17 protein-coding genes are annotated in these 25,307 nt (G+C 68.4%); all 17 read left to right on the forward strand.

The window, feature by feature from the left end; all coding sequences use genetic code 11:
* The first annotated feature begins 6 nt into the window (after window positions 1–6).
* The 17 genes from AC1VXD_RS06905 to AC1VXD_RS06985 all read left to right on the forward strand — a co-directional run bounded on the left by AC1VXD_RS06905 (window position 7) and on the right by AC1VXD_RS06985 (window position 25,307).
* Window positions 7–1,395, forward strand: a complete 1,389-nt coding sequence (locus tag AC1VXD_RS06905) for a CocE/NonD family hydrolase (protein WP_482991459.1) — start codon at window positions 7–9, stop codon at window positions 1,393–1,395.
* Window positions 1,396–1,565: 170 nt separating this feature from the next.
* Window positions 1,566–3,398, forward strand: coding sequence for an AAA family ATPase (locus tag AC1VXD_RS06910; protein ID WP_482991440.1), 1,833 nt, complete (start codon window positions 1,566–1,568; stop codon window positions 3,396–3,398).
* 2 nt (window positions 3,399–3,400) lie between these two features.
* The gene (locus tag AC1VXD_RS06915) at window positions 3,401–4,054 is read left to right on the forward strand and encodes a 4Fe-4S single cluster domain-containing protein (protein ID WP_482991441.1); all 654 of its coding nucleotides are present in this window, start codon (window positions 3,401–3,403) and stop codon (window positions 4,052–4,054) included.
* A 4-nt stretch (window positions 4,055–4,058) separates the two neighbouring features.
* Window positions 4,059–10,403: an AAA domain-containing protein gene (locus AC1VXD_RS06920; protein ID WP_482991442.1), complete on the forward strand. Its 6,345-nt coding sequence runs from the start codon at window positions 4,059–4,061 to the stop codon at window positions 10,401–10,403.
* Window positions 10,400–11,752, forward strand: coding sequence for a coiled-coil domain-containing protein (locus AC1VXD_RS06925; protein ID WP_482991443.1), 1,353 nt, complete (start codon window positions 10,400–10,402; stop codon window positions 11,750–11,752). Before AC1VXD_RS06920 ends, AC1VXD_RS06925 begins: the two co-directional genes overlap by 4 nt.
* 194 nt (window positions 11,753–11,946) lie before the next feature.
* Complete coding sequence (flhB, locus tag AC1VXD_RS06930; protein ID WP_482991444.1) at window positions 11,947–13,077, forward strand: flagellar biosynthesis protein FlhB; 1,131 nt, start codon at window positions 11,947–11,949, stop codon at window positions 13,075–13,077.
* A gap of 41 nt (window positions 13,078–13,118) precedes the next feature.
* Complete coding sequence (gene flhA, locus AC1VXD_RS06935; protein WP_482991460.1) at window positions 13,119–15,176, forward strand: flagellar biosynthesis protein FlhA; 2,058 nt, start codon at window positions 13,119–13,121, stop codon at window positions 15,174–15,176.
* 145 nt (window positions 15,177–15,321) lie between these two features.
* On the forward strand, window positions 15,322–16,998 hold the full coding sequence (gene flhF, locus AC1VXD_RS06940) for a flagellar biosynthesis GTPase FlhF (protein ID WP_482991445.1): 1,677 nt from the start codon (window positions 15,322–15,324) through the stop codon (window positions 16,996–16,998).
* A complete protein-coding gene (locus tag AC1VXD_RS06945) occupies window positions 16,985–17,872 on the forward strand; it encodes a MinD/ParA family ATP-binding protein (protein ID WP_482991446.1) in 888 nt (295 codons plus the stop codon). Before flhF ends, AC1VXD_RS06945 begins: the two co-directional genes overlap by 14 nt.
* Window positions 17,869–18,612, forward strand: coding sequence for an RNA polymerase sigma factor FliA (locus AC1VXD_RS06950; protein WP_108768785.1), 744 nt, complete (start codon window positions 17,869–17,871; stop codon window positions 18,610–18,612). Before AC1VXD_RS06945 ends, AC1VXD_RS06950 begins: the two co-directional genes overlap by 4 nt.
* Before the next feature lie 57 nt (window positions 18,613–18,669).
* Entirely contained in the window at window positions 18,670–19,062 is a 393-nt protein-coding gene (gene cheY, locus AC1VXD_RS06955; RefSeq protein ID WP_006365466.1) for a chemotaxis response regulator CheY, read from the forward strand.
* Window positions 19,062–19,667, forward strand: a complete 606-nt coding sequence (locus tag AC1VXD_RS06960; RefSeq protein WP_200751849.1) for a protein phosphatase CheZ — start codon at window positions 19,062–19,064, stop codon at window positions 19,665–19,667. Before cheY ends, AC1VXD_RS06960 begins: the two co-directional genes overlap by 1 nt.
* A gap of 2 nt (window positions 19,668–19,669) precedes the next feature.
* Window positions 19,670–21,502 (forward strand): chemotaxis protein CheA, encoded by a 1,833-nt coding sequence (locus AC1VXD_RS06965; protein ID WP_482991447.1) that lies wholly within the window; start codon window positions 19,670–19,672, stop codon window positions 21,500–21,502.
* Window positions 21,503–21,604: 102 nt separating this feature from the next.
* Entirely contained in the window at window positions 21,605–22,345 is a 741-nt protein-coding gene (locus AC1VXD_RS06970; protein WP_482991448.1) for a flagellar motor protein, read from the forward strand.
* Window position 22,346: 1 nt separating this feature from the next.
* Window positions 22,347–23,369 (forward strand): flagellar motor protein MotD, encoded by a 1,023-nt coding sequence (gene motD / locus AC1VXD_RS06975; RefSeq protein WP_482991449.1) that lies wholly within the window; start codon window positions 22,347–22,349, stop codon window positions 23,367–23,369.
* 4 nt (window positions 23,370–23,373) lie between these two features.
* Complete coding sequence (locus tag AC1VXD_RS06980; RefSeq protein ID WP_200751847.1) at window positions 23,374–24,156, forward strand: ParA family protein; 783 nt, start codon at window positions 23,374–23,376, stop codon at window positions 24,154–24,156.
* Entirely contained in the window at window positions 24,153–25,307 is a 1,155-nt protein-coding gene (locus tag AC1VXD_RS06985) for a chemotaxis protein CheW (RefSeq protein ID WP_482991450.1), read from the forward strand. The genes AC1VXD_RS06980 and AC1VXD_RS06985 overlap by 4 nt, the downstream gene beginning before the upstream one ends.

The raw sequence follows: 25,307 nt of genomic DNA on the forward strand, positions 1-25,307 counted from the left end.
GACTGGATCAGCCGCCAGCCCTGGAACGATGGCCGGGTGGCGATGTACGGCGGCAGCTACGAGGGCTTCACCGCCTGGGCGGCGGCGCGCCACCACGACCCTGCCCTGAAGACCATCGTGCCCTACGTCGCCGCCATCCCCGGCCAGGGTCTGCCGATGGACAACAACGTCTTCCTCAGTGCCAACTACGGCTGGGCGTTCTACGCAGCAAACGGGCCGATGCTGGACGACGCCACCTATGACCAGAACGCACGCTGGCAGCAGCTGGGCCCGCGCTGGTATGCCTCGGGCCGCCCATACCGGCAGATCGACCAGGTGGACGGCACACCCAACCCGAGGCTGCAGCGCTGGCTCGACCGTCCCGGGTATGACGCGTATTGGCAGGCGATGGTCCCCTATGGCGACCAGTTCGATGACATCCGCATCCCGGTACTGACCATCACCGGCTATTACGACGATGGCCAGATCTCGGCGCTGCAGTACGTCAAGGAGCATCTGCGGCACCGCCCCGATGCCGACCACGCCCTGTTGATCGGGCCCTACGACCATGGCGGCGCGCAGTCGGCACTCAAGCCCACGCAGCTGCGCGGCTATGCGCTGGACCCGGACGCGCAGTTCGATACGCCGGCCGTGACCTTCGAGTGGCTGGACCATGTCCTGCGCGGTGCACCGCGCCCGGCGCTAGTGCCCGACCGGGTCGACTACCAGCTGATGGGCGCCAACCGTTGGGGCCATGCGCCCACCCTGCAGGCCGCGGCGGGCGGCCAGCGCCGCTATCACCTGTCCACCGCGCCCGCCTCGGCCGAGGGGTACCACCGCCTGCAGGAACAGACGCCGACACCCAGCCAGCTGCGGCAGACCGTCGACATGGCCGACCGCAACGAAATGCGCCACGGCTACTACCCGTTCCCGATCATCGAAGCGCAGGACACGGCAGACACCGCGTCGTCCTTCGTCTCCGCGCCGTTCAGTGAACCGATGGACCTGGTGGGCAGCTTCTCCGGCGACCTGAAGGTGCGTATCAACAAGCGCGACCTGGATTTCACGGTCACCCTCTACGAGCTGCTTGCCGATGGGTGCCGCATGCAGTTGTCCTACTACATGGGCCGGGCCAGCCATGTGCGGGATGCGACCACGCGCCATCTGCTGCAGCCTGGGCAATGGACCCACCAGCCCTTCGACCGCACCCGCATGGTTGCGCGCCGCCTGGCCCCCGGCAGCCGCCTGCTGGTGAAGGTGGACGTATTGAAGGACGCGATGCACCAGGTAAACCGCGGCACCGGCGGCGATGTCAGCGATGAGTCGGCCGCAGATGCGGGCGCCCCGCTGCAGGTGGACTGGCACAGCGACAGCGTGCTGACGATACCGCTGCAGGCGGCATACAGAACCCTGTAGCGCCGAGCCTGCGCTCGACTGAGGGTGGGCGCCTGCACCAGCCCTGGCAACTCCAGACATCACGCCAGGCCGGCATTGCCCTACCGGGCAATTTCCGGGCTGCCCCGGCTGGCAATTGCCTGACGTGCGCAATACGCTTCACGGGGTACAAAGGCGAGCCGGGAAACGAGATGTCAGGGAAGAATCAGTTCGAGAAACCTCGATGGGAGCGTGACGTGGTCCGCTTCCTGCCGCTCAAGAGCCAGTTCGTGCTCTCCGGCAACGTGCGCGACCTGCAGGCAGGCGAGCTGCAGCCGGGCCTGGTAACGGCACAGAGCTTCAACCAGCACCTGTGCACGACCCTGCTTGACGAGGGCTTCAGCCAGGTCCTCAGCTGGGATCCGCTGGCCGGCTTTCGCGTGCTGGGCCGCCCCGGCAGCGAGCCGGGCGAGGACGATGCGCTGCTGCGGGAGCTGGGCCTGACCCCTGCCAACGGCGCCGCCGCGGCGGGCGTCGACCTGCTCTCGGCGACCCTGCAGCGCCTGGTCAACCGCGGCGGCGAACCAATCGCGCTGATCGTGGACTTTGCGTCGCGCCTGAGCGTTCGCAGCGACAGTCTGAGTGCAGCCGAGCATCAGTTGTTTACCCACGCCCTCGTACTCGCCCACCAGGCGCGCAGCCGCCCCGCCACTGCGGCACGCAGGCCGTTCTTCAACAGCGTGCTGTGGGTGGTCGAAAAGGAAGGCGACCTCCCCGACTGGCTGGTGGTGGGCAACCCGCGGCTGCACCCGGTCGCGGTCGGCAAGCCCGATCAGCAGATTCGCCGCGCATTGGCACCTGCCCTGTTGAAAGGCCTGCCCGGCGCCGCAACGGCGCTGGCAGATGTCCTGGAGAAATCCGTCGATTCATTCGTCACCGAAACCGAAGGCCTGCTGCTGCTGGACCTGACCGCGATCGCGCAGCTGGCACGTGTGGAAGGCGTGGGCATGGAGCAGATCAGCGATGCAGTGCGCCGTTACAAGATCGGCGTCACCGAGGACCCCTGGCTTCGCATCGACCGACCGCGCATCCGCGCGGCACAGGGCTATGTGCAGCAGCGGGTGAAGGGCCAGGACCACGCGGTGACCCATATGCTGGACATCGTCAAGCGCGCGATGACCGGCGTTGGCGTCCGCCGCAAGGGCAACCGACCGCGCGGCGTGGCCTTCCTCGCAGGCCCGACCGGTGTCGGCAAGACCGAACTGGCCAAAACCGTGACCAGCCTGCTGTTCGGCGATGAAGGGGCGTACATCCGCTTCGACATGTCCGAATTCAGTGCCGAACATGCCGACCAGCGTCTGACCGGTGCCCCGCCCGGCTACGTCGGCTATGACGTCGGCGGCGAGCTGACCAATGCGATCCGAGAGAAGCCCTTCAGCGTCGTGCTGTTTGACGAGATCGAAAAGGCGCATCCACGCATCCTCGACAAGTTCCTGCAGATCCTCGACGACGGCGTGCTGACCTCCGGCCGCGGCGACAGGGTCTACTTCTCCGAGGCGCTGATCGTGTTCACCTCCAACCTGGGCATCTATCGCCAAGGTGAACACGGCGAGCGCGTCGCCAACGTGCTCCCCGGCGAAGCATTTGAACAGGTGCAGGAAAAGGTCCACTGCGAAATCGACCGCCACTTCAAGCTGGTACTGAACCGGCCGGAGATCCTCAACCGCATCGGTGAAAACATCATTGTTTTCGATTTCATCCGTGATGACGTGGCCATGCAGATCTTCGAGCAGATGGTCGACGCCACCCTGCAGGATCTGCATGCACAACAGTTGACCGTGACCCTGGCCGCTGACGCCCGCGATACGCTGCAGGCACAGTGCCTGCAGGACCTTTCAAACGGCGGCCGTGGCATCCGCAACCAGATCGAGGCGCGCCTGCTCAACCCGCTCGCACGTGTCCTGTTCGACCAGGACGCGCAACCCGGCGAGCACTTCGTCATCACCGCCGTGCAACCGGGCGGACTGGCCGTAGAACGGGCCTGAGCATGCAGGTCAGTCTTTCGCGTGTGCACTTTCCCGTCACCACGCTGGGGCCGGGCCAGCGGCTCGGCATCTGGTTCCAGGGCTGCAGCATCCGCTGCCCCGGCTGCATCTCGGCCGATACATGGGGACCGGGCCATCGCCGCATCGAGGTGGACGTGCTGCTTGAGCAGCTCGCGCCGTGGTGGCAGCAGGCCGACGGGGTGACGATCTCCGGCGGCGAGCCGTTCGACCAGTTCGAAGCACTGTGCGCCCTGCTGCGCGGCCTGCGCTCGCGTGGACCCGGCGACATCCTGGTCTACAGCGGCCATCCGCTGGAGGCGCTGCAGGCGCGCTTGCACCACGCGGAGGGTCTGATTGACGGCCTGATGAGCGACCCCTACCTCGCCGCTGCCGGGCAGACCCGGGCGCTGCGCGGCAGCGACAACCAGCGGCTGAGCCTGCTGACCGACCTTGGCCGCGAACGGCTGGCAGGACTTGATCGCCTGCATGCGACCGCAGACAAGGTGCTGGACATCATGTTTGACGACGATGGCAGCGTGTGGATGGCCGGCATCCCCCGACACAATGATCTGCTGCGCCTGCGCGGAATGCTGCGCGCGCAAGGTCATTACCTACAGACCAGCGCGCACGCCCCGAGCGGCGGCGACGTGGAGTAACCGCATGATCCGATTCTGCCCGAACTGCCATACCGAACGCGGTCTGCATGAACTGTTCTGCGAAGGCGAGGTCGGCACGCATCCCTGCGGGTGGGACCTGGCTGGCGAGCCCATCCATGCTGATGGCTGGCGGCCGCGCATCTTGCGCACCCAGGAAGAGGTTTCCGAGGTGCCGCACGATGCGCGCGTCGAAGCCCTCTGCAGCAACGGCCACGCACTGGACGCCGGCGACCTCATGTGCCTGGAGTGCGGCGCAGAACCCGCAACCGGGGATGCACCGGCAATGCCGCGTGCTGCCGATGCCGCCCCCGACGCAGCGTCCGATGCCGATGCAGCGACTGCAGAAACGGTCATCGACCAGTGGCGGCTGCTGCGCCAGATCAGCAGCACCGATGGCATCCGCGAGCGCTACCAGGCCGAGCATGCGCAGACTGGGCAGGTGGCGGTGCTCACCCTGTACCGCGCCGGCGCCGAGCCGGACCCCGCGGTCTACGATGTCATCCGGCGGCTGCCGCGTGAGCACGTGCCGGACATCATCGCGACCGGGCGCTGGGATGACCGTGCCTATGAGGTGGTGGAGATGCTTGCCGGCGGCAGCCTGGCCGATCTCGGCAGCGTCATTGCCGATGGTGAGGCCGTGCGCCATGTGGTGCGTGAGCTGGGCCAGGCCCTGCACGCCTTCAACGAAGCCGGACTGCGCCACCGTGACCTGCGCCCAGCCAGCCTGCTGATCCGTTCGCGCGACCCTCTGGACATGGTCATCAGCGGCTTCGGCTCAGCGCGCCTGTCCGAGTTCGACCTGGACATCGTCTCGCCGCTGGAAACCAGCCGCTACATGGCGCCCGAAGCCATTGCCGGCGGCGTCGCCGCTGCCTCGGACTGGTGGAGCCTGGGCATGATCCTGCTGGAACAGTTGACCCAGGGTCGCTGCTTCGAGGGGACCCACGCCAACGCCTACCTGATCCACGTGCTGGCCAATGGCGTACCGATTCCGCCGGACATCGATCCGGACCTGAACCTGCTGCTGCGCGGCCTGCTGGTGCGTGACCGCCACCAGCGCTGGCAGTGGCCGCAGGTGTCGGACTGGCTGGCCGGTATCGCGGTGGCCGCGCCGCCCTCGCCCGCGCAGGAACGCGATGAAGGTGACGGCGCAAGCCTGCGCCTCGGCGAACGACGCTTCCAGCGCCCTGCGATCTTTGCCCTGGAGGCGGCACAGGCCGAGCACTGGGACGAAGCACGTGACAGCCTGTTGCGCGGGGTCATCGTCACCTGGGCAGACCAGGCCGGGCTTGCGCCTTCCATCGTGTCCGCGCTCCGCCAGGTGGTCCAGCATGAGGGCGTGGAAGAGGATTTCAGGCTGATGCTGGCGTTGAAGATCCTCAACCCGGAAATGCCGCTCATCCACCGTGGCAGCATCGTCACCCCTGGCTGGCTGCTTGAGAACCCACTGGAAGGCTACCGCCTGATCAGCGGCTCGGTACCGGACCTGCTTGAACAACTGCAGACCGATGCGTGGCTGTCGCGGCTGAAGCTGCGTGCGCAGAACGTGCGACAGCGCGCGCTTCACCAGCAGATCGACCTCATCGAAGAAGTGCTCCGGGTCTACCTGTTGTCCACCTCGCGGGCACGCCTGGCCAGCCAGTGGCAGGAACGGCAGCGGCTGCTGCCGGATACGGACCACCCCGGCCTGGCAACCCTGGCCGAACGCATGATGGTCACCGAGGAGGACCTGATCGTCCTGCTCAGTGCCGCCATCGGGCAGTTCCGCTCGGTCGATGCCATCGTCGCCGAGGCGACCGAACTGGCGGCCAAGGCCGGGCTTGCCGAGTGGGATGCCGCAGCGGCCACCCTGCTGCTGCAGCACCCACGCACCGAGCTGTACCGGGCGATGGACGAACGTATCCTGGGCTTCGCGCGCTGCGGCATGCCCGTCATCGACAGCTGGGCCGAACAGTTCCGCCTGGAACGGCGCATGCCGCTGGCGCGCGCGCTGGTGGTGCTGGCCGTCCCCGGCAGCCGCTGGCAGCAGCCGCAGCGCCAGCAGTACGTGGCCCAGATCCTGGACTTCTTCGAAAAGAAGGTTGTGACCGCCGTCATGCGTGGCCCCCTGGTGCGGATGAGCATCGGCAAGACCACCGGGCGGGTGGATATCCGCGAACTGGACTGCCCGCGGCGCCCTGCCCCCGCCCTGCTCGACCACCTGCTGCAGCGCAACGCACGCGCCGTGGCGGTCGATCCGGAAGCGCTCCAGCGCACCCCTGCGGCTGAACAGCGGCTGCGCTCGCTGCTGCGGCAGAGCACCCTTTACAAGCGCGATACCGGTATCGATGGCCTGTACCTCGGCTTCCCGTTCCTGCTCAGCCGCGATCCGCGCAGCAACGCGCGCACCCGCATCATTCCGCTGCTGTTGTGGCCGGTAAAGCTGGACATGGCGCTGGCCCAACGCTACCAGGCCAACCTTGCCTTCGATGGCGAGCGCGAAGAAGTGCGGATCAATCCGGCACTGGAAAGCATCGTGGGTTCGGAGATGTTCCGCCGCTGGCAGACATCGGCCGATGAACTGCTGGGCCGATCGTCGCTGCGCGCTTCCGAGGTGATGGATGCCTTCGGCATGCTGGCCCGTGTCCGCTCACGCACCCTGACGGCCCTGCCCTGCCCCGATGTGGCGGTCGATCCACTCGGCGACGAACTGGAATGTGCCGCTGTCTTCTTCCATGTCACCTTCATGGGCCAGGCAATTGGCGAGGACCTCCGGCAGCTGAAGGTGCTCCCGCCCAACGGCACCGGCCTGGAGACGGCGCTGCGCCTGGCACCGCCTGCGGCCGGCGAGGCCGATGCGGCCGCGGCGGCTACCGCTGCGCCGCCCGAGCTGGAACGCTACTTCACCGTCGCCAGCGATCCTTCTCAGGAGGCCGCGGTGCTGCGGGCCCGCCAGGGTCCAGGCCTGTTGATCGAAGGGCCGCCCGGCACCGGCAAGAGCCAGACCATCGTCAACATGGTGGCCGATGCGATCGGCCGCGGGCGCAGCCTGCTGATCGTCTGCCAGAAGCACGCCGCGCTTGAGGTCGTGCACAAACGCCTGGTTGCCGAAGGCCTGGGCCAGCGCATCGTCATGCTCAACGACGTCAACCAGGATCGCGAGCCGGTCATCCGCTCGATCCGCGAACAGTTGGAACGCCTGTTCGCCGAGGGCAGCGGTGATCCGGACCGGCGCGCCGCGCGCGAGCGTACCGCCGCCCGAATCGAGGCCCTTGAAGGCGATCTGGACCGCTTCCAGCACAGCCTGCATCGCATCGATCCGCTCAGCCACCTCAGCTATCGGCAGCTGCTGGGCGAGCTGATCGAGCTGGAGACCGGCGCACCGCCCCTGGAATTTCCCGCGCTGCGGCAGCGCCTGGGCACACTGGACATGGCCCAGCTCACCGCGCTTGAAGAGCAGTGTGCCCCGCTGGTGCGCTGGTGGCTGCCGGCCCGCTACGAAGGCAGTGCGTTGGCGGGCCTTCAGCCGTTTGCCGCAGATGCCGCCACGGTGGAAGCCTTCGCCGAAAGCCTGCAGGCCTTCATGCAGGCCGAACAGCAACGCCAGCAGACCTTGGCCGACCATCCGGCCAGCTTCGAGATCGAGGATGCGGCGCCCTACCGGGCCTGGATCAGTGCGCATGTGACCACGCTGCTGGCCCTGCGTGACGAACAGCGCCAGCGTCTTGCCCGCTGGCTGCCGATCTTTCGCAGCGCAAGCGGCGGTGATCCGGTCAAGGGCGACGGCCTGGTCGTCCAGCTGCGGCGGGTCGAGCAGCAGCTTGGCCAGGCCAATCATGGCAGCGCGGTGCCGGGCCTGTCCGCCGCACTGGCCCGGCTGGATGAAGCAACACTGCGCCGGCATGCGCAGGACTGCACGGACGTGATCGCGCGTACGACCTGGTGGGCCCGCCTGAATCCACGCCACCTCGTACAGCACGGCCGCCTCAAGCGGCTGCTGCGCGACCACGGTGGCGTCGCATCTCCTGCAGCCTTGCCAGCGCTGCTGGGCGCAGTGCGCCTGGAGCTGCAGCTGGCCCCGTTGCGCAGCCAGTACAACAGCGCGCGGGCGGTGCTGGGGCTTCCGGCCGTCGCCGCCGATGGCGGTGCCGATCTGCTGCCACAGCTGCATCAGGATCTCGCCGGGCTGCTGGAGGTGCAGGCCCTGGCGCGCGCGCTTGCGCAATCCCCGCGTGCGCAGCAGACCGACACCGCCATGCTGACCGCCGACAAGGCCCAGCTGCAGATCCTGCTGGATGACTTTGAGGCCTCGCTGCTGAGGCATACCGCGCGCCAGGCCAGCCTGCACCAGCTTGCCCCCCTCCAGGAATGGCTCGATGACCCGCTGGCCGAACAGCTGCGCCACAACGTCCTGCACGACCTGGACAACCAGCTTGCGCTGGAACGGCTGCACGCCGCGCTGCCCACCCTGGCGGCCTATCAACGGTTCCGTGGCCGCGCCGGTCAGCTCGATGATGCCGCCCGCCAGCTGCTGGGACAGCTGCGCCAGCGTGAGGCACAGCTGGATGCGGTGCCCGCCGACCAGCTGGAGGGCGCCGTACGCCGGCTGCTGAACCGCGAGGCCCGGCTGGGCTGGAAGCACCGTATCGAGCACGAACTGCCCGAACTTCAGTTCAGCCAGGACGAAGCGCAGGCGAAGATCACCGCCCTGGCCGAGGCCGACCGGCAGATGCGCCGCCTGAACCGTGATCTGCTTGGCGGCCAGCTGGACATGGCCGCTCTGGGCAACCGCAAACAATGGGAAGACGTCACCCGGCTGACCGGGCGCCGGTCGCGGCGCCTGCGCGAGTTCATCGAGCTGGGCAGCGAACTGGGCCTCATGCACCTTCGCCCGGTCTGGCTGATGAACCCGGATGTGGCCAGCCGCGTACTGCCGCTGCAGGCCGGCCTGTTCGATACCGTGATCTACGACGAGGCCTCGCAGATGCCGGTGGAGTACGCCCTGCCCACCCTGTTCCGTGGCAAGGTCACGATCATCAGTGGTGACGAAAAGCAGATGCCGCCCACCGCCTTCTTCTCCAGCCGCGTGGAAAGCGATGAAGCCGAGATGTTCGATGGCGATGAGCCGGACGCCGAGGCCGACGAGGCGCAGCGCGAGGCATTTGAGGACGACTGGAACCGGCGCGAGATCAAGGATTGCCCGGACCTGCTGCAGCTGGCGCGCACCGTGCTGCCTACGACCACCCTGCAGATCCATTACCGCTCGGCGTACCGCGAACTCATCGGCTTCTCCAATGCGTCCTTCTACGGCAACCGTCTGAACGTGCCGGTGCGCCACCCGCAGGCACGCATCCAGCAGATCAAGCCGCTGCAGCTGATCCAGGTCGATGGCCTGTACCAGAACCAGACCAACGCGCGGGAGGCAGAACGCGTGGTGGCCTACCTTGAGGCCCTGTGGCAGGCGCCCCGTGCGCAGCGCCCTTCGGTGGGCGTGGTGACCTTCAACCGCAAGCAGGCCGAGCTGATCGAGGACCAGCTGGAACTGCGCGCCAGCGAGGACGAACCGTTCCGGCTGGCCCTGCAGCAGGAACGCGAGCGGGTCGTGGAAGGTGAAGACATGTCGGTGTTCATCAAGAACGTGGAGAACGTGCAGGGCGACGAGCGCGACGTGATTGTGTTCTCCACCACCTTCGGCCGCAATGGCCAGGGTACGTTCCGGCGCAACTTCGGTGTGCTCGGCCAGACCGGCGGCGAGCGGCGGCTGAACGTGGCCGTCACCCGTGCGCGGCAGAAAGTGGTGATGATCACCTCGATGCCGATCAACGATGTGTCGGATATGTTCAATACCCAGCGCGCCCCCGCTACCCCGCGCGACTATCTGCAGGGCTACCTGGAATACGCGCGTGCCCTGTGTGCAGGTGAGTTCGAGGCCAGCACGAACCTGCTCAACCGCCTGCAGACCGACCGCAGCGCGGCTCCAAGCACGGCACGAGGTACCCAGGACGGTTTCGTCGCCATCGTCGGGGAGTACCTGCGCTTGCTGGGCTGGGCTGCCAACCCGGCCAACGAAGGTGATGCCTTTGGCCTGGATTTCGCCATCGAAGACCCGCGCACGGGTCTGTACGCCATTGGCATCGAGTGCGATGCGCCCAGCCATGGCTTGCTGCAGCGGGCCCGCGCCCGCGAGATCTGGCGCCCGACGGTGCTGGGGCGCGCCATTCCCCGGCTACATCGTGTGTCGTCGCAGGGCTGGTACCACGACGGAGATGGCGAGCGCGCACGATTGCGCCAGGCAGTGGAGCAGGCGTTGGAACCTTCCGCCCCATTCCAAGGCCTTGAGCATATTCCCGCCCCGGAGGCCTCCGCATGAGTGGTCCGAAAGTAGTCCGTATCCAATCCGAAGCGGAACTGCGCTCTCTGCGCGAGGACATGTTGCGCCTGCTGGAGCGCGAGGTGCAGCGCTGGCAACAACGCGCCCTGCAGCTGCAGACCCTGGAACAGGCGCAGCTCGCCGCCGTGCTGGCACGCCGTGACACGCTGCGCGCGGCAATCGCCAACACTGGCAATGCGCAATACGCCCTCCTGATCAACGCAGAGAGGGCCTGGCTGCGCGCCGACATCGCCGAGCGTGAGGAACGCGCAATAGAACAACGCATCGCGCAGCGCCAACGCGGCCGGCGCCAGCAACAGAATGCCGGCACCCTCCTCAAGGCACTGCATGCCGGCGGCGTGACGGTGGATGCCGACCTGTCCGCGGCACTGACCCGGTTGGCGAATGGCGGCACCGAACCGCATGCCGAGGGCCTGCTGGCACGGGCGACGCTGGCGCTTGCCCAGCTCGAACAGGGCGAGACACTCAGTCAGGCACAGCGCGGGATTGCCGCAGCGCTGCGCGAGGAGGATGCCACTGAACCTGCCACCGCCGGGCGCGCGGCAGCCACCGAACGTGACCCACGGCTGCTGCGCATTGATCGGCACATCGCCGAGCTGCAGCTGCTGCAGGGAGAAAGCGCCGCGTTGCCATTCCAGCAAGCGCTGGGTGCAGCCGAGGCGGAGGCCGACGCGCAGCGGCGCAACCTGCTGCTGGACAGTCTGGTCTTGGATCTTGCCTGCGCTGCCAATACCTACCGTCAGCAGCGTGAGCACCTGACGCATCTGCAGGACCTGGCCCACATCCTCGGTACGCTGGATGCGGACAACCACGTCGAGCTGCTGCGCGAGGCCGCCGCCGCCGATACCCAGGTGCCGGCTGCCCGCCTGCTCGCGTTGGCCGACGCCTGCCAGCAGGCCATCGATCACCACCACCAGGTGCAGGCGGCCGCCTCGCGCCGCGCCGCCCTGCTGGCCGGGCTCGCCGAGCTGGGCTACGAAGTGCGCGAAGGCATGGAAACGGCCTGGACCGACCAGGGGCGCGTCGTTCTGCGTCGACCCGCGAGCCCCGGCTATGGCGTGGAACTCGGCGGAAATGCCGGAAATGGTCGGCTGCAGGTGCGCGCGGTGGCGATGGACGCCCAGCGTGACCGCAGCCGCGACCGCGACGTGGAGACACTCTGGTGCGGTGACTTCTCACGCCTGCAGGCGCAACTGAGCGCGCAAGGCAGCGACCTGCAGATCGAGCGCGCCTTGGGCGTGGGGGAAGTGCCGCTGAAGGAAGTGGAGGCCGCCACCGAGGCAGCCCGGTCAATCTCTGCCGCCGTCGAGCGCTCCCAGGGCACCTGAATCTGCTTTGGTAGGTGCCAACCTTGGTTGGCACGGGCCTTCCACGCCAACGGCCCGCCGGGCAAGGCCCGGCGCTACCAATCCCCTGCATGTGCAACGGCCCGGCGCTGCCCGGCACCGGCAATGGCCCGCCGTCCCGCCGTCACGGAACGGATCTTGCACGCACCCCGGCAACCCCAGCCGCAGTGCCCGTGATGTCCGAGAACGAAGACGCAGGCGAAAAAACCGAACAACCAACCGAAAAACGCCTGCGTGAAGCCCGTGAGCAGGGCAACATCCCGCGTTCGAAGGAACTGGCGACCGTGGCCGTGTTCGGTGCCGGCATCATCGCCATCATGGCCAGCGCCGCCTCGCTGGGGGCCGGCGGCCGTGCCTGGATGCGTGCCGCGCTCAGCCCCGAACCCGCCCTATGGCAGAACCCGCAGCTGCTGTTCGGCCACTTCGGCATGCTGTTCCTGCGCCTGATGATGGCCTGCTGGCCGCTGCTGCTGGTCTGCCTGCTGGCCAGCTTCCTGGCGCCGGTGGCGATGGGCGGCCTGCGCTGGTCGAACAAGTCGCTGGTCCCCGACGCGAACCGGCTCAACCCGCTGTCCGGGCTGAAGCGCATGTGGGGTACCGAAGCCCTGGCCGAACTCACCAAGTCACTGCTGCGCATGGGTTTCGTCGGCGCCTCGGCCATGCTGGTCTTCGCCGCCAGCTTCGACAGCCTGCGCGGCCTGCTGAACCAGCCGCTGGAATCGGCCATCGGCCACGGCCTGGGCTTCACCCTGAAGCTGCTGCTGGCCGCGGCCGGGGCCATGCTGGTGCTGGCCGCCATCGATGCCCCGTACCAGCGCTGGAACTGGATGCGCAAGCTGAAGATGACCCGTGAAGAGCTGCGCCGGGAAATGAAGGAAAGCGAGGGCAGCCCCGAGGTGAAGGGCCGCATCCGCCACATGCAGCAGCAGCTGGCCAACCGCCGGATGATGGAAGCGGTGCCCACCGCCGACGTGGTGGTGGTCAACCCCACCCACTACGCGGTGGCCCTGAAATACGAAGGCGGCAGCATGGGCGCCCCCACCGTGGTCGCCCTGGGCGTGGATGAAACCGCCCTGCGCATCCGTGAAGTGGCCGACGGCAACAAGGTCGCCATTGTCTCTGCCCCGCCTTTGGCACGCGCCTTGTATCGGGAGGGGCAACTCGGAAAGGAAATTCCCGTGAGACTGTACTCCGCCGTCGCCCAGGTGCTGTCCTACGTCTACCAGCTGCGCAGCTGGCGGACCGGCCCGATGCCGTCCGTCCCGCATGTGGACGTGGATGAATTCGGCAAGGGAGGCCGCCCGTGAACGCCCAGGCTTCCGGCTTCAATACCCGCCGCGCCCTGGAGATGATCCGCCAGGGCCTCGGCGCACCGCTGATCGTGCTGGCCCTGCTGGCCATGGTCGTGGTGCCGCTGGCCGCGCCGGTGCTCGATGCACTGTTCACCTTCAACATCGCCATCTCGCTGATGGTGCTGTTGGCCGTCGTCTACGTGAAGCGCCCGCTGGATTTCACGATCTTCCCGATCGTGCTGCTGGTCACCACCATGCTGCGGCTGGCGCTGAATGTGGCCTCGACCCGCGTCATCCTGCTCAACGGCCAGAACGGCCACGATGCGGCCGGCAAGGTCATCGCCGCTTTCGGTGAATTCGTCATCGGCGGCAACTACGCCGTGGGCATCGTGGTCTTCGCGATCCTGACCATCATCAACTTCGTGGTCATCACCAAGGGCGCCGGGCGCGTCTCGGAAGTGACCGCGCGCTTCATCCTCGACGCCATGCCTGGCAAGCAGATGGCCATCGACGCCGATCTGAACGCCGGTTTGCTGACGCGTGAAGAAGCCAAGGCCCGCCGTGAAGAGGTCCGCGAGGAAGCCGACTTCTACGGTGCGATGGACGGCGCCAGCAAATTCATCCGCGGCGACGCCATCGCCGGCATCCTGATCCTGTTCATCAACATGCTCGGCGGCCTGGCGGTGGGCGTGCTGCAGCATGGCATGCCGTTCGGCGATGCCGCCGCCACCTACACCCTGCTGTCCATCGGTGACGGCCTGGTGGCGCAGCTGCCGGCCCTGCTGATCTCCAGCGCCGTGGCGATGCTGGTTACCCGCGCCTCGCGCTCGCAGGACATGGCCCAGGCCATGACCGGCCAGGTGTTCGGCCAGTACCGCGCACTGGCGATCACCGCCGGCATCCTCGGCCTGGTCGGCGTGGTCCCCGGCATGCCCAACGTCGCTTTCCTGACGCTGGCCGCGATCCTCGGCTTCATCGCCTGGAAGCTGTACCGCAAGAGCCAGGCACCGGCGGCCGATCCGGCTGCTGCCGCCGCTGAAGCCGGCCCGTTGAATGCCCTCGGCCGCCCGGCCGCCGCACCCACCGCCGAACTGAGCTGGGACGAGCTGCGCCCGGTCGATCCGCTGGGCCTGGAAGTGGGCTACCGGCTGATCCCGCTGGTGGATGCCAACCAGGGCGGCGAGCTGATGGCGCGCATCAAGGGCGTGCGCCGCAAGCTGACCCAGGACGTGGGCTTCCTGATCCCGTCCGTGCACATCCGCGACAACCTGGAACTGCCGGCCAACGGCTACCGCGTCCTGGTGCACGGCGTGCCGGTGGCCACCGCCGACATCCACCCCGACCGCGAACTGGCGCTGGACCCGGGCAGCGCGCTGGGGCCGCTGGAAGGCATCGCCGGCAAGGACCCCGCGTTCGGCCTGGATGCCACCTGGATCCAGCCGCACCAGCGTGCCCAGGCCGAAACCATGGGCTACACCGTGGTCGACCCGGCCACCGTGGTCGCCACGCACCTGTCGCACCTGATCCGCGAGCATGCGCCGGAACTGCTGGGCCACGAAGAAGTGCAGCACCTGCTGGCCAACCTGGGCAAGAGCGCGCCCAAGCTCGTCGAAGATCTGACACCGAAGGCGCTGCCGCTGTCGGCGGTGGTGCGCGTGCTGCAGAACCTGCTGGTCGAGCGCATTCCGATCCGCCAGCTGCGCAAGATCGCCGAAGCGCTGGTCGAGCACGCCCCCATGAGCCAGGACCCGGCCACGCTGACCGCTGCCGTGCGCACCGCTCTTGGCCGCTTCATCGTGCAGGAGATCGCCGGAATGTCGGCGGAGCTGCCGGTGTTCACGCTCAACCCGCAATTGGAACGTGTCTTGCAGGAGTCTACCCAGGGCAACGGCGCCGCGCTGGAACCCGGACTCGCAGAGCGACTGCACCAGAGCCTGTCCGAATGTGTCAGCAAGCAGGAAGCGCGAAACGAGCCGGCGGTGGTGCTGGTACCGGGTCCGGTGCGCGCCGCGCTGGCCCGCCTGGTCCGCCACAGCGTTCCGTCGCTGTCGGTCCTGGCCTACAGCGAGGTGCCGGAAGACAAGCGCCTGAAACTGGTCGGAACGATCAGCTGACGCCCGCCTTCCACGCGCCAGAAAACAGACACCACGTTCAAACCGCAATACACGACAGATTCCAAGGGGAACCCGAACCGTGCAGACCACCGACCACCCGCGTTCCTCGACTGCCACTCCGCCGACTTCGTCCCGTGACCACAGCATGAAAATCAAACGATTCGTCGCCGCCGACATGCGCTCGGCCATGAACCTGGTGCGCAAGGAACATGGCCCCGACGCCGTGATCCTGTCCAACCGCCGGATCGAGGAAGGCGTGGAGATCGTCGCCGCCGCCCATTACGACGAGAGCGCCGTGCAGCGAGCACTGGAAGCCTCGCGCCGCGAGATCGCCCCGCCGCCGCCGCCGAAGCCGCGCACCGCCGCCGACGCCGTGATCGCTGCGGTGACCCGCCGCCGCACCGCGACCCCGGCCGCCGAGCCGGTGGCCGCCACCACCTCGGCCGTCGCCGCCCTCGCCCGCGCCGCCGTCGGCGCCACCGGCCGCACCCTGGACAGCGCCGACGAGATCGTGCCCACCCGCGGCAGCACCGGCTTCGCCGCCACCCTGGCCCGCGCCAGCGTCAGCGAATCGGCACTGCCGGAGGCGATCTTCGCCCCGTACGCCGACGCCATCGTGGCACCGCCGGCCAGCGCTGCCGTGGTCGCCGCCGCGCCGATCAACCGCGCCCGCTTCCTGATCGACCCGCCGCTGGAGGAAGAAGCCGCCGCCCTGCCGCCGCCGCTGCCGGCCCCGGTCGCCGACGCTCACCCGGTCGAAGCCGCAGTCGCACCGGCAGCCGTGGTCGCCCCCATCGAAGCGCCGGCGGCGGAAATGCCCGCCAACGATATGGCGCCGCTGGCCGACACCCTGCCGACCCCGGCGCCGGCGCCCCAGCTGGCCCCGGCCCCGGCACTGACCATGGTCGCTGCCGATGACGGCGAGATCCGCCAGCTGCGCCACGAAGTGGCCGGCATGCGCCAAGTCATCGAGCGCGAGATGAACCGCTTCACTGATGAGCGCCTGCGCGGCAGCGCGGTGCGTGCCACCGCTCTGGACCTGATGGACGAGTACGGCTTCGATGCCGGCCTGTCGCGCGACGTGGCCATGCAGATCCCGCTGGAGACCGAGGCCCACCGCGGCCGCGGCCTGATGCTGGGGCTGATCTCGCGCAAGCTGCCGATCGCACCGGTCGACCCGCTGGAAGAAGGCGGCGTGATCGCCCTGGTGGGCCCGACCGGTGCCGGCAAGACCACCACCATCGCCAAGCTGGCCTCGCGCTTCGCTGAAAAGCATGCTCCGCGTGACGTCGCCCTTGTGACCACCGACACGATGCGCATCGGCGCCCGTGAGCAGCTGTACGGCTACGGCCGCCAGCTCGGCATCGCCGTCCACGAGGCCAACAGCGGCACCGACCTCGACCAGCTGCTGGAGCGCCTGCAGGACTACAAGCTGGTACTGATCGACACCGCCGGCCTCGGCCCGCGCGACCGTGCCCTGGCCGCCCAGCTGCAGTGGCTGAGGGCCGCGCGCCAGGTGCGCACCCTGCTGGTGCTGCCGGCCAATACCAGCTTCGGCGACATGGACGAGGTCGTCCGCCGCTTCGGCGCGGCCAACCTGCAGGGCCTGGTGCTGAGCAAGCTGGACGAGACCGGCCGCTTCGGCAACGCCCTTTCGGTGGCCGTCGACCACTCGCTGCCGATCACCTGGGTGACCGATGGCCAGGACGTCCCGGAGGACCTGCACCGGGCCAGTGCAGCCAATCTCGTACTTCGCCTTGAAGATTTGCGCCGAGCGGCCGATATGCCCTGCAACCCGGAGTTGAACCATGCCGTCGCGTGAGTACGCCAAGCTGACCAATACCTTCCCGCTGTCGGCGACCCGCAGCGAGCCGCTCGGCCCTGTCCGCACCATCGCGGTGAGCGGCGGCAAGGGCGGCGTGGGCAAGACCAACGTGTCGGCCAACCTGGCCGTGGCTCTGGCGGGCATGGGCAAGCGCACCCTGCTGCTGGACGCCGACCTGGGCCTGGCCAACATCGACGTCATCCTCGGACTGAACCCTAAGTTCACCCTGGCTGACCTGGTGGCCGGCCGCTGCAGCCTGGACGACGTGATCATCGAGGGCCCCAACGGAGTACTGGTGGTCCCGGCCGCCTCGGGCCGCCGGCACATGGCCGAACTGGCCCCGGCCGAGCACGTCGGCCTGGTCAACGTGTTCTCCGAACTTGAACGCGAGCTGGACATCATGGTGGTGGACACCGCTGCCGGCATCACCGATGGCGTACTGACCTTCTGCCAGGCCGCGCAGGACACCGTGGTGGTGGTCTGCGATGAGCCGGCCTCGATCACCGACGCCTACGCGTTGATCAAGGTGCTCTCGCGCGAACGTGGCGTGGACCGCATCCAGGTGGTGGCCAACATGGTGCGTGACCCCAACGAGGGCCGCGTGCTGTACGAAAAGCTGACCCGCGTCTGCGAGAAGTTCCTCGCCGATGTCTCGCTGAACTACCTGGGCTGCGTGCCGCAGGATGACTGGCTGCGGCTGTCGGTGCAGCGCCAGCAGCCGGTGGTCAAGGCCTACCCGTCGAGCCCGGCCGCGCTGGCGATCACCGAGATCGCCCGCCGCACCGCCCGCTGGCAGGCGCCGACCGAACCGCGTGGCGGCGTCGAGTTCTTCCTCGAACGCATCCTCAAGCAGCGTGGGGTGACCGTATGAAAGGTGCAGCCCAGTACAAGGAAGTCCAGCGCGCCAGCGCGACCGATGTCATCGCCCAGCACTCCGATCTGGTGCGCCGCATCGCCCACCACCTGGCGGCACGCCTGCCAGCCAGCGTCGAGGTGGACGACCTGATCCAGGCCGGCATGATGGGCCTGATCGAAGCCTCGCGCAGCTATGACGCCGACCAGGGCGCGTCGTTCGAGACCTATGCCTCGATCCGCATCCGTGGCTCGATGATCGACGAGATCCGCCGTGGTGACTGGGTGCCGCGCTCGGTGCACCGCCGTGCCCGCGACGCCGCCGCTACCATCCGCCGCCTGGAACAGAGCAGCGGCCGCGCCGCCAGCGCCACCGAGGTGGCCGCGGCGATGGACATGCCCCTGCCCGAGTACCTGCGCCTGATGGAAGACGCCTCGCGTGGCCAGGTGCTGAGCCTGGAATCGCGCATCGAGGACCAGGGCGAGCTGGACACCGTCGCCCAGGGCGGACCAACCCCGCAGCAGGTGCTGGAACGCGGTGAATTCGGCCGCGAACTGGGCAAGGCCATCGGCCACCTGCCCGAGCGCGAACAGCTGGTGCTGTCGCTGTACTACGAGCAGGAGCTGAACCTGAAGGAGATCGGCGCGGTGCTCGGCGTGAGCGAATCGCGGGTCTGCCAGATCCACGGCCAGGCCGTGCTGCGCCTGCGCGGCCGGTTGAAGGTCTTCGAGGCGGCCGACGCCGGCCTCGAGCAATGAACATGCGCGAGGCGGCTGCCCCCGGCCGCCCGCAATGAACAACAAAGGAACTCTGCTTTGAACAAGAACATGCGCATCCTGATCGTTGACGATTTCTCGACCATGCGTCGTATCGTCAAGAACCTGCTGGGCGATCTGGGCTTCACCAACACCGCCGAAGCCGAGGACGGGCATGCCGCGCTGTCGTTGCTGCAGAGCCAGCCGTTCGATTTCGTGGTCACCGACTGGAACATGCCGGTGATGACCGGCATCGAGCTTCTCAAGGCGATCCGCGCCGATGCAAAGCTGAAGACGTTGCCGGTGCTGATGGTGACCGCCGAAGCCAAGCGCGAGCAGATCATCGAAGCGGCCCAGAGCGGCGTCAACGGCTACATCATCAAGCCGTTCACCGCGCAGACCCTGGAAGAGAAGCTCGGCAAGATCTTCGAACGCCTGGCAGCGAGCGCCTGATGGACGCCCAGGTCGACAGAAGCGCCCTCGCCCTGCGCCTGCAGGAGGCCCTGGATGCATTGGAGTCGGGTGACGAGACCGCCTGGCGCCAGCGCATCGACAGCCTGGTGGCCGCGCGCACCCAGCCGATGATGAGCGGCCTTTCCCGGCTGGCCCGCGAGCTGGGCCAGGCCCTGGGCGAACTGCCGACCGTGCCCGACGAGGCCGGCGAGCTGGACGATGCCTGCGCACGCCTGGACCACGTCGTGGCGATGACCGAACAGGCCACCCACCGCACCCTGGACCTGGCCGAGGAATGCCGCGCCCTGACCGAACAGCTGCGCGCCGATGGCCTGCAGCCGGGCCAGGACGAACAGCTTGAGCGCATCCGCCACAACCTGACCGAGATCGCCCTGACCCAGAGCTACCAGGACCTGACCGGGCAGATCATCCGTCGCGTGGTCGGCATCGTCCGCCGCGTGCACGAAGGCTTCGGCGCGCTCGGCCTGCCGCCGGAACAGCATCGCACCGACCCGGAACTTGCCGGGCCGGCACTGAAGGGACTGGACCGCCACGCGGTCTCGCAGAACGACGCCGACGACCTCCTGTCGGACCTGGGGCTGTAAGCATGAGCGCGGTTGCCGACGACATCACTGCCGATTTCATCATCGAGGCGCAGGAAATCCTGGATCGCCTGGGCGAACAGCTGGTGTCGCTGGAACAGGCACCGCAGGACAACGACCAGCTCAACGCGGTCTTCCGTGGTTACCACACGCTGAAGGGTGGCGCCGGCTTTCTCGGCATCACCGCCATGGTCGAGCTGTGCCATGCGGCGGAAGAAGCGCTGGGCGCCGCGCGTGCCGGCCAGGCCGTGCTGCAGGCCCATCACTTCGATGCCGCCCAGCAGTCACTGGACTATCTGCAGTCGATGCTCGACGCGGTGTCGTCCGGCACTGAACCCGGCTACGCGCCGCCGGAACTGATCGCCCAGTTCGACGTGCACGGTGGCGCGAGCCCCGCCGCTAGCGCCGCCACGGCGGCCGCGCCTGCTGCAGGTGGCGACCTGATCACCGACGACGAGTTCGAGGCACTGCTCGACCAGCTGCACGGCGGCAACGCCCCGACCGCGGTCGCACCGCCGAAGAAAGCTGACGACGGCCTGATCAGCGAGGAGGAGTTCGAAGCCCTGCTCGACCAGCTGCATGGCGGTGCCGTGCCCGGCGCCAAGCCGGTGGCCGCGGTGCCGGTCGCGGCCCCGCCGGCAACGGCACCTGCTCCGCGTGCGCCGGCCAAGCCGGCGGCGAACAAGCCGGTGGCCGAAGCCGAACACACCGTGCGCGTGGATACCAAGCGCCTGGACGCCATCGTCAACCTGATCGGCGAACTGGTGCTGTCACGGAACCGGCTCAAGACCCTGCGCACCCGCCTGCGCGACGAAGAGCTGGACCGCGCCGTTTCGACGCTGGACATCGCCACCGCGCGCCTGCAGTCGGCGGTCATGCGCACCCGCATGCAGCCGGTCGGCAAGGTGTTCTCGCGCTTCCCGAAGGTGGCGCGCGACGTCGCCCGTTCGCTGCAGAAGGAAGTGGACCTGGAGCTGATCGGCGCCGAGACCGAACTGGACCGCAACCTGGTCGAAGCGCTGGCCGACCCGCTGGTGCACCTGGTGCGCAACGCCATCGACCACGGCGTGGAAATGCCCGACCTGCGTGAAGCCCAGGGCAAGCCGCGGATGGGCCATGTGCGCCTGTCGGCACAGCAGGAAGGCGACTACGTCAGCATCGAAGTGCAGGACGACGGCGCCGGCATCGATCCGGAAAAGCTGCGCGCCAAGGCGCGCGAGAAGGGCCTGATCGATCCGGAAGCCGCCGCACGCCTGAGCAGTGAGGAATGCCTGCACCTGGTGTTCCTGCCCGGCTTCTCGACCAAGCAGCAGGTCACCGATATTTCGGGCCGCGGCGTCGGCATGGACGTGGTGCAGTCGCGCATCCGCGAACTGAGCGGCCAGATCCAGATCCAGTCCGAACTGGGCCGCGGCAGCCGCTTCCTGATCCGCGTACCACTCACCCTGGCCATCCTGCCGACCCTGCTGGTGCAGGCCGGCGAGGATGTCTACGCCCTGCCGCTGGCCCGCGTGATGGAAGTGCTGCACGCACCGCGCACCTCGCTGGGCTGGTTCGATGGCCGTGCGGTGCTGGACCGCCGCTCGCACACCCTGCCGCTGGTCGACCTGCGCCAGTGGCTGGATGTGACGCCGGCCGCCTCCACCCTGCTGACCATCGTGGTGCTGCAGGCCGGCGAAGCCCGCTTCGGCCTGGTCGTGGACCAGGTGCGCGGCCGCGAGGAAGTGGTGATCAAGCCGCTGCCCAAGGCCCTGCGCGGCCTGCGCGGTTACGCCGGTGCAACGTTGATCGGCGATGGTCGCATGGCCCTGATCCTGGACGTGGACGGCCTGCGCTGAAGCCCCGCCGGTCATGGCCCGGCAACCCGAAAACTGTGACTACCGTCTGTACACGATCTACCGGTGTCTCAAGTCCCATTCACACAAGCCGATACCGGACCCATGGATAGACTCAGCCTTATTGGACTCTTTCTCGCCCTGGCCTCATTGGTCGGCGGCAGCATCCTGAAAGGCGCCGGCCTGGCTTCGCTGTGGTCGCCTGCCGCCTTCGTGATCGTGATCGTCGGCACCGTGGCGTCAATCCTGCTGCACACCGCCCCGGCGGTGTTCAAGCACGCCTTCAAGATCGTGCGCTGGGTCGTGCGCCCGCCGCACAGCGATCGCCACGAACTGATCAAGCAGATCGTCGAGTGGAGCAACATCGCCCGCCGCCAGGGCCTGCTGGGCCTGGAATCGCAGGTGGAAGCACAGCGCGACCCGTTCCTGCGCAAGGGCCTGCAGCTGCTGGTCGATGGCGTGGAGCCGGAATCGATCCGGCACATGCTGGAAATCGAACTGAGCGGCCAGGAACACCAGGACCAGGCCGCGGCCAAGGTCTTCGAGGCAATGGGCATCTATGCACCGACCCTGGGCATCATCGGCGCCGTGCTGGGCCTGATCGCAGTGATGAAGAACCTGGCCGACCCCAGCAAGCTGGGCCACGGCATCGCCGCCGCGTTCACCGCAACCATTTACGGCATCGCCTCGGCCAACCTGCTGTTCCTGCCCATCGCCGCCAAGCTGAAGGGCGTGATCGCGCACACCACCCGCGATCGCGAAATGGTCATCGAAGGCCTGATCTCGATCGCCCAGGGCGAGAACCCGCGCAACATCGAAACCAACCTCACCGGCTTCCTGCACTGACATGGCCCGCCGCAAGCACCACGAAGAGCACGCCAATCACGAGGCATGGGCCATCCCCTATGCCGACCTGATGACGTTGCTGCTCGCCTTCTTCGTGGTCATGTATGCCATTTCCTCGGTCAACGAGGGCAAGTACCGGATCATGGCCGATGCCCTGACCGATGCCTTCGGCGGTGCGCCGCGCACCATCAACCCGGTGCAGGTGGGCAACAAGCAGGTGCAGGGCGGCGGCTGGGACAGCCCCTCTGTAATCAAGTCGGGCACGAAGATCGGTCCGTCCGCACCCGCGCCCACCCACGACCCCACCCTGCTGCCGGCGATGGCCTCGCAGATGCGCATGCCGGTCTCTGTGCACAACCAGGAACAGATCGCGCGCGCCGAGCGCCAGCTCAACAGCATCGCCGATCGACTGACCGCCGCGCTGTCGCCGCTGATCGATCGCGGCATGATCAGCGTGCGCCGCACCGAGCTGTGGATCGAAGTCGAGATCAACAGCGACATCCTGTTCCCGACCGGCTCGGCCGCGCTGGACGTGCACGCACGGCAGACCCTGGCCAGCCTGGCCGACGTACTGCGGGACGTGCCCAACAGCGTGCGCGTGGAAGGGCACACCGACGACGTGCCGATCGCCACCGCCACGTTCCCGTCCAACTGGGAGCTCTCGGCCGGTCGCGCCGCCAGCGTGGTGCACCTGTTCGCCGACCAGGGCGTGCAGCCCTCGCGGCTGGCCATGGTGGGCTACGGCCAGTTCCGCCCGCGCGACGCCAATGACAGCGCGCAGGGCCGCAACCGCAACCGGCGGGTGATGGTCATCATTCTGGCCGACACCAGCCATGCGGTCGATCCGCTGGGCGATCGCCTGAATGCCGCTGCAGGTGGCGGCAGTGCCGCCGCCGGCGCGACCACCGAAGCTGCTGCCGCACCGCGCAGCGCCCCCGTTCCCCCCATCGCACCGGTGCAGTTGCCGCCGGTGCCGGCTGGCAGCCGCGTCGGCGCCGCCGTTCCCCCGGCAATGAAGGAGTAACCCGATGCGCATCTGGGCAGTCGCCAACCAGAAGGGTGGAGTCGGCAAGACCACCACCACCCTCGCCCTCGGTCGCGGCCTGGCCGCACAGGGCCACCGCGTGCTGTTGATCGACCTGGACCCGCACGCCTCACTCACGCGCGCCTTCGGCGTGCCGGTCGAGCCGGCGCCGGCCGGCGTGCTGGAGCTGTTCGGCGCCCCGCCGGCCGAGCTGTCCACGCTGAGCCACCCCAGCAGCATCGGCGGCCTGGACTACGTCTGCGCGCAGGCCTCGCTGGCGACCCTGGAACGGCGCAGCGCCAACCAGCCGGGCCTGGGCCTGGCGCTGCAGAATGCGCTGGCCCGCCACCACGGCCAGCACGACTACATCCTGCTGGACTGCGCGCCCACCCTCGGCCTGTTGATGATCAACGCGCTGGCCGCAGCCGACCGTCTCATCATTCCGACCCAGGCCGAGCCGCTGGCCCTGCACGGCCTGGACGGCATGGTACGCACCGGCGAGATGGTCGAGCGCTCGCGCCGCCGTCCGCTGCCGATCTCGATCCTGCCGACCTTGTTCGACCGTCGCACCCGCGCCGGCAACGAATCGCTGCGCACCATGCAGGACCGCCACGGCACCCGTGTGTGGGAAGACGCGATCCCGATCGACACCCGCATCAGCAACGCCGCCGGCCTGACCCTGCCCAGCGTGGGCGAGGACTATCCGGGCCGCGGCCTGGCGGCCTATCGCCGTGCGCTGAACTGGATCCTCGGCGAAGACGCGCGAGCCCTGGAGCAGGCAGCATGAACACCCCCGGCGTGCTGGACGACTATCTGGACGAGCTGCTGGGCGAGGCCATCGCCGTCGCCGCACCGCCGGCGCCGGTCGCCGCCGCGCCCGCGCCCGAGCGCGAACCGACCTGGGACGACCTGCCGGCCGAGGTCATCTACGAAACCGGTGATATCGCCGTGACCGCTGCCGCGGACGATGCCGCGCTGGAAGCCGCCTTCGAAGCCGCCGGTAGCGCCGGGCCATGCCCGGCGAGCGCAGCGGCGCTGGAGCGTGAACCGACCTGGGACGATCTGCCGGACGAAGTGATCTACGAGACCGGCGACAGCTCCAATAGCGCCGATAGCGCCGGGCCACACCCGACGAGCGCAGCGGCGCCCGAACCCACCACCGAACCGGACGCCCCCAAGCCCACCTGGGACGATCTGCCGGACGAAGTGATCTACGAAACCGACAGCGCCGACAGCCATCGCCTGGCGCACACCGACAGCCCTGCCCTGCAGGCCGCCTTCGAGGCCGCCGCCGTAGGCGAGACCGCGCCGCCGCCGGCGCCGGTCGTGCCCGCAGCACCGACCCCGGTTACGCCCCGCCCTGCCCCAGCGCCGGCCGCACGCGCCGCCGTCGCACCGCCGCCGCGCGTTGCCCTCGATGCGCCGCCCGGCATCCGCCCCGGCAGCTGGCAGGAACTGCAGGCGCAGGCCCACCAGCCGCCGCATGGCGCCAACCCGCACAACCGCCGCGCCGCCGAACGCACCTCGCGCTGGCTGCGCCTGCGCTGTGGCACCCAGGCCTATGCACTGGAACTGCTGAAGGTGCAGGAAGTGGTGCTGCCCGTACCGCTGCTGCCGCTGCGCGGCACGGCCCCGGCCATGCTCGGCATCATGAACCTGCGTGGCCAGGTGGTGCCGGTGATGGACCTGGGCATCCACCTGGGCGCGGCCACCGCCGAAGACGATGCGCAGACCCGCATCGTGGTGCTGGAAGAGAATGGTGAAACCCTCGGCCTGCGGGTTTCCGCGGTCGAGGACGTGGCCAGCCTCACCGATTCGCAGATCGAGCCGCCCGATACCGCCCGCATCTGCCAGATCTCCAACGAGCTGTTCCGCGGCGTGGCCCGCATCAGCCAGCGGCCGATGATCCTGCTTGATGCGACGCGGTTGTTGGGGTAA

Source organism: Stenotrophomonas sp. STEN054, from assembly GCF_056854535.1.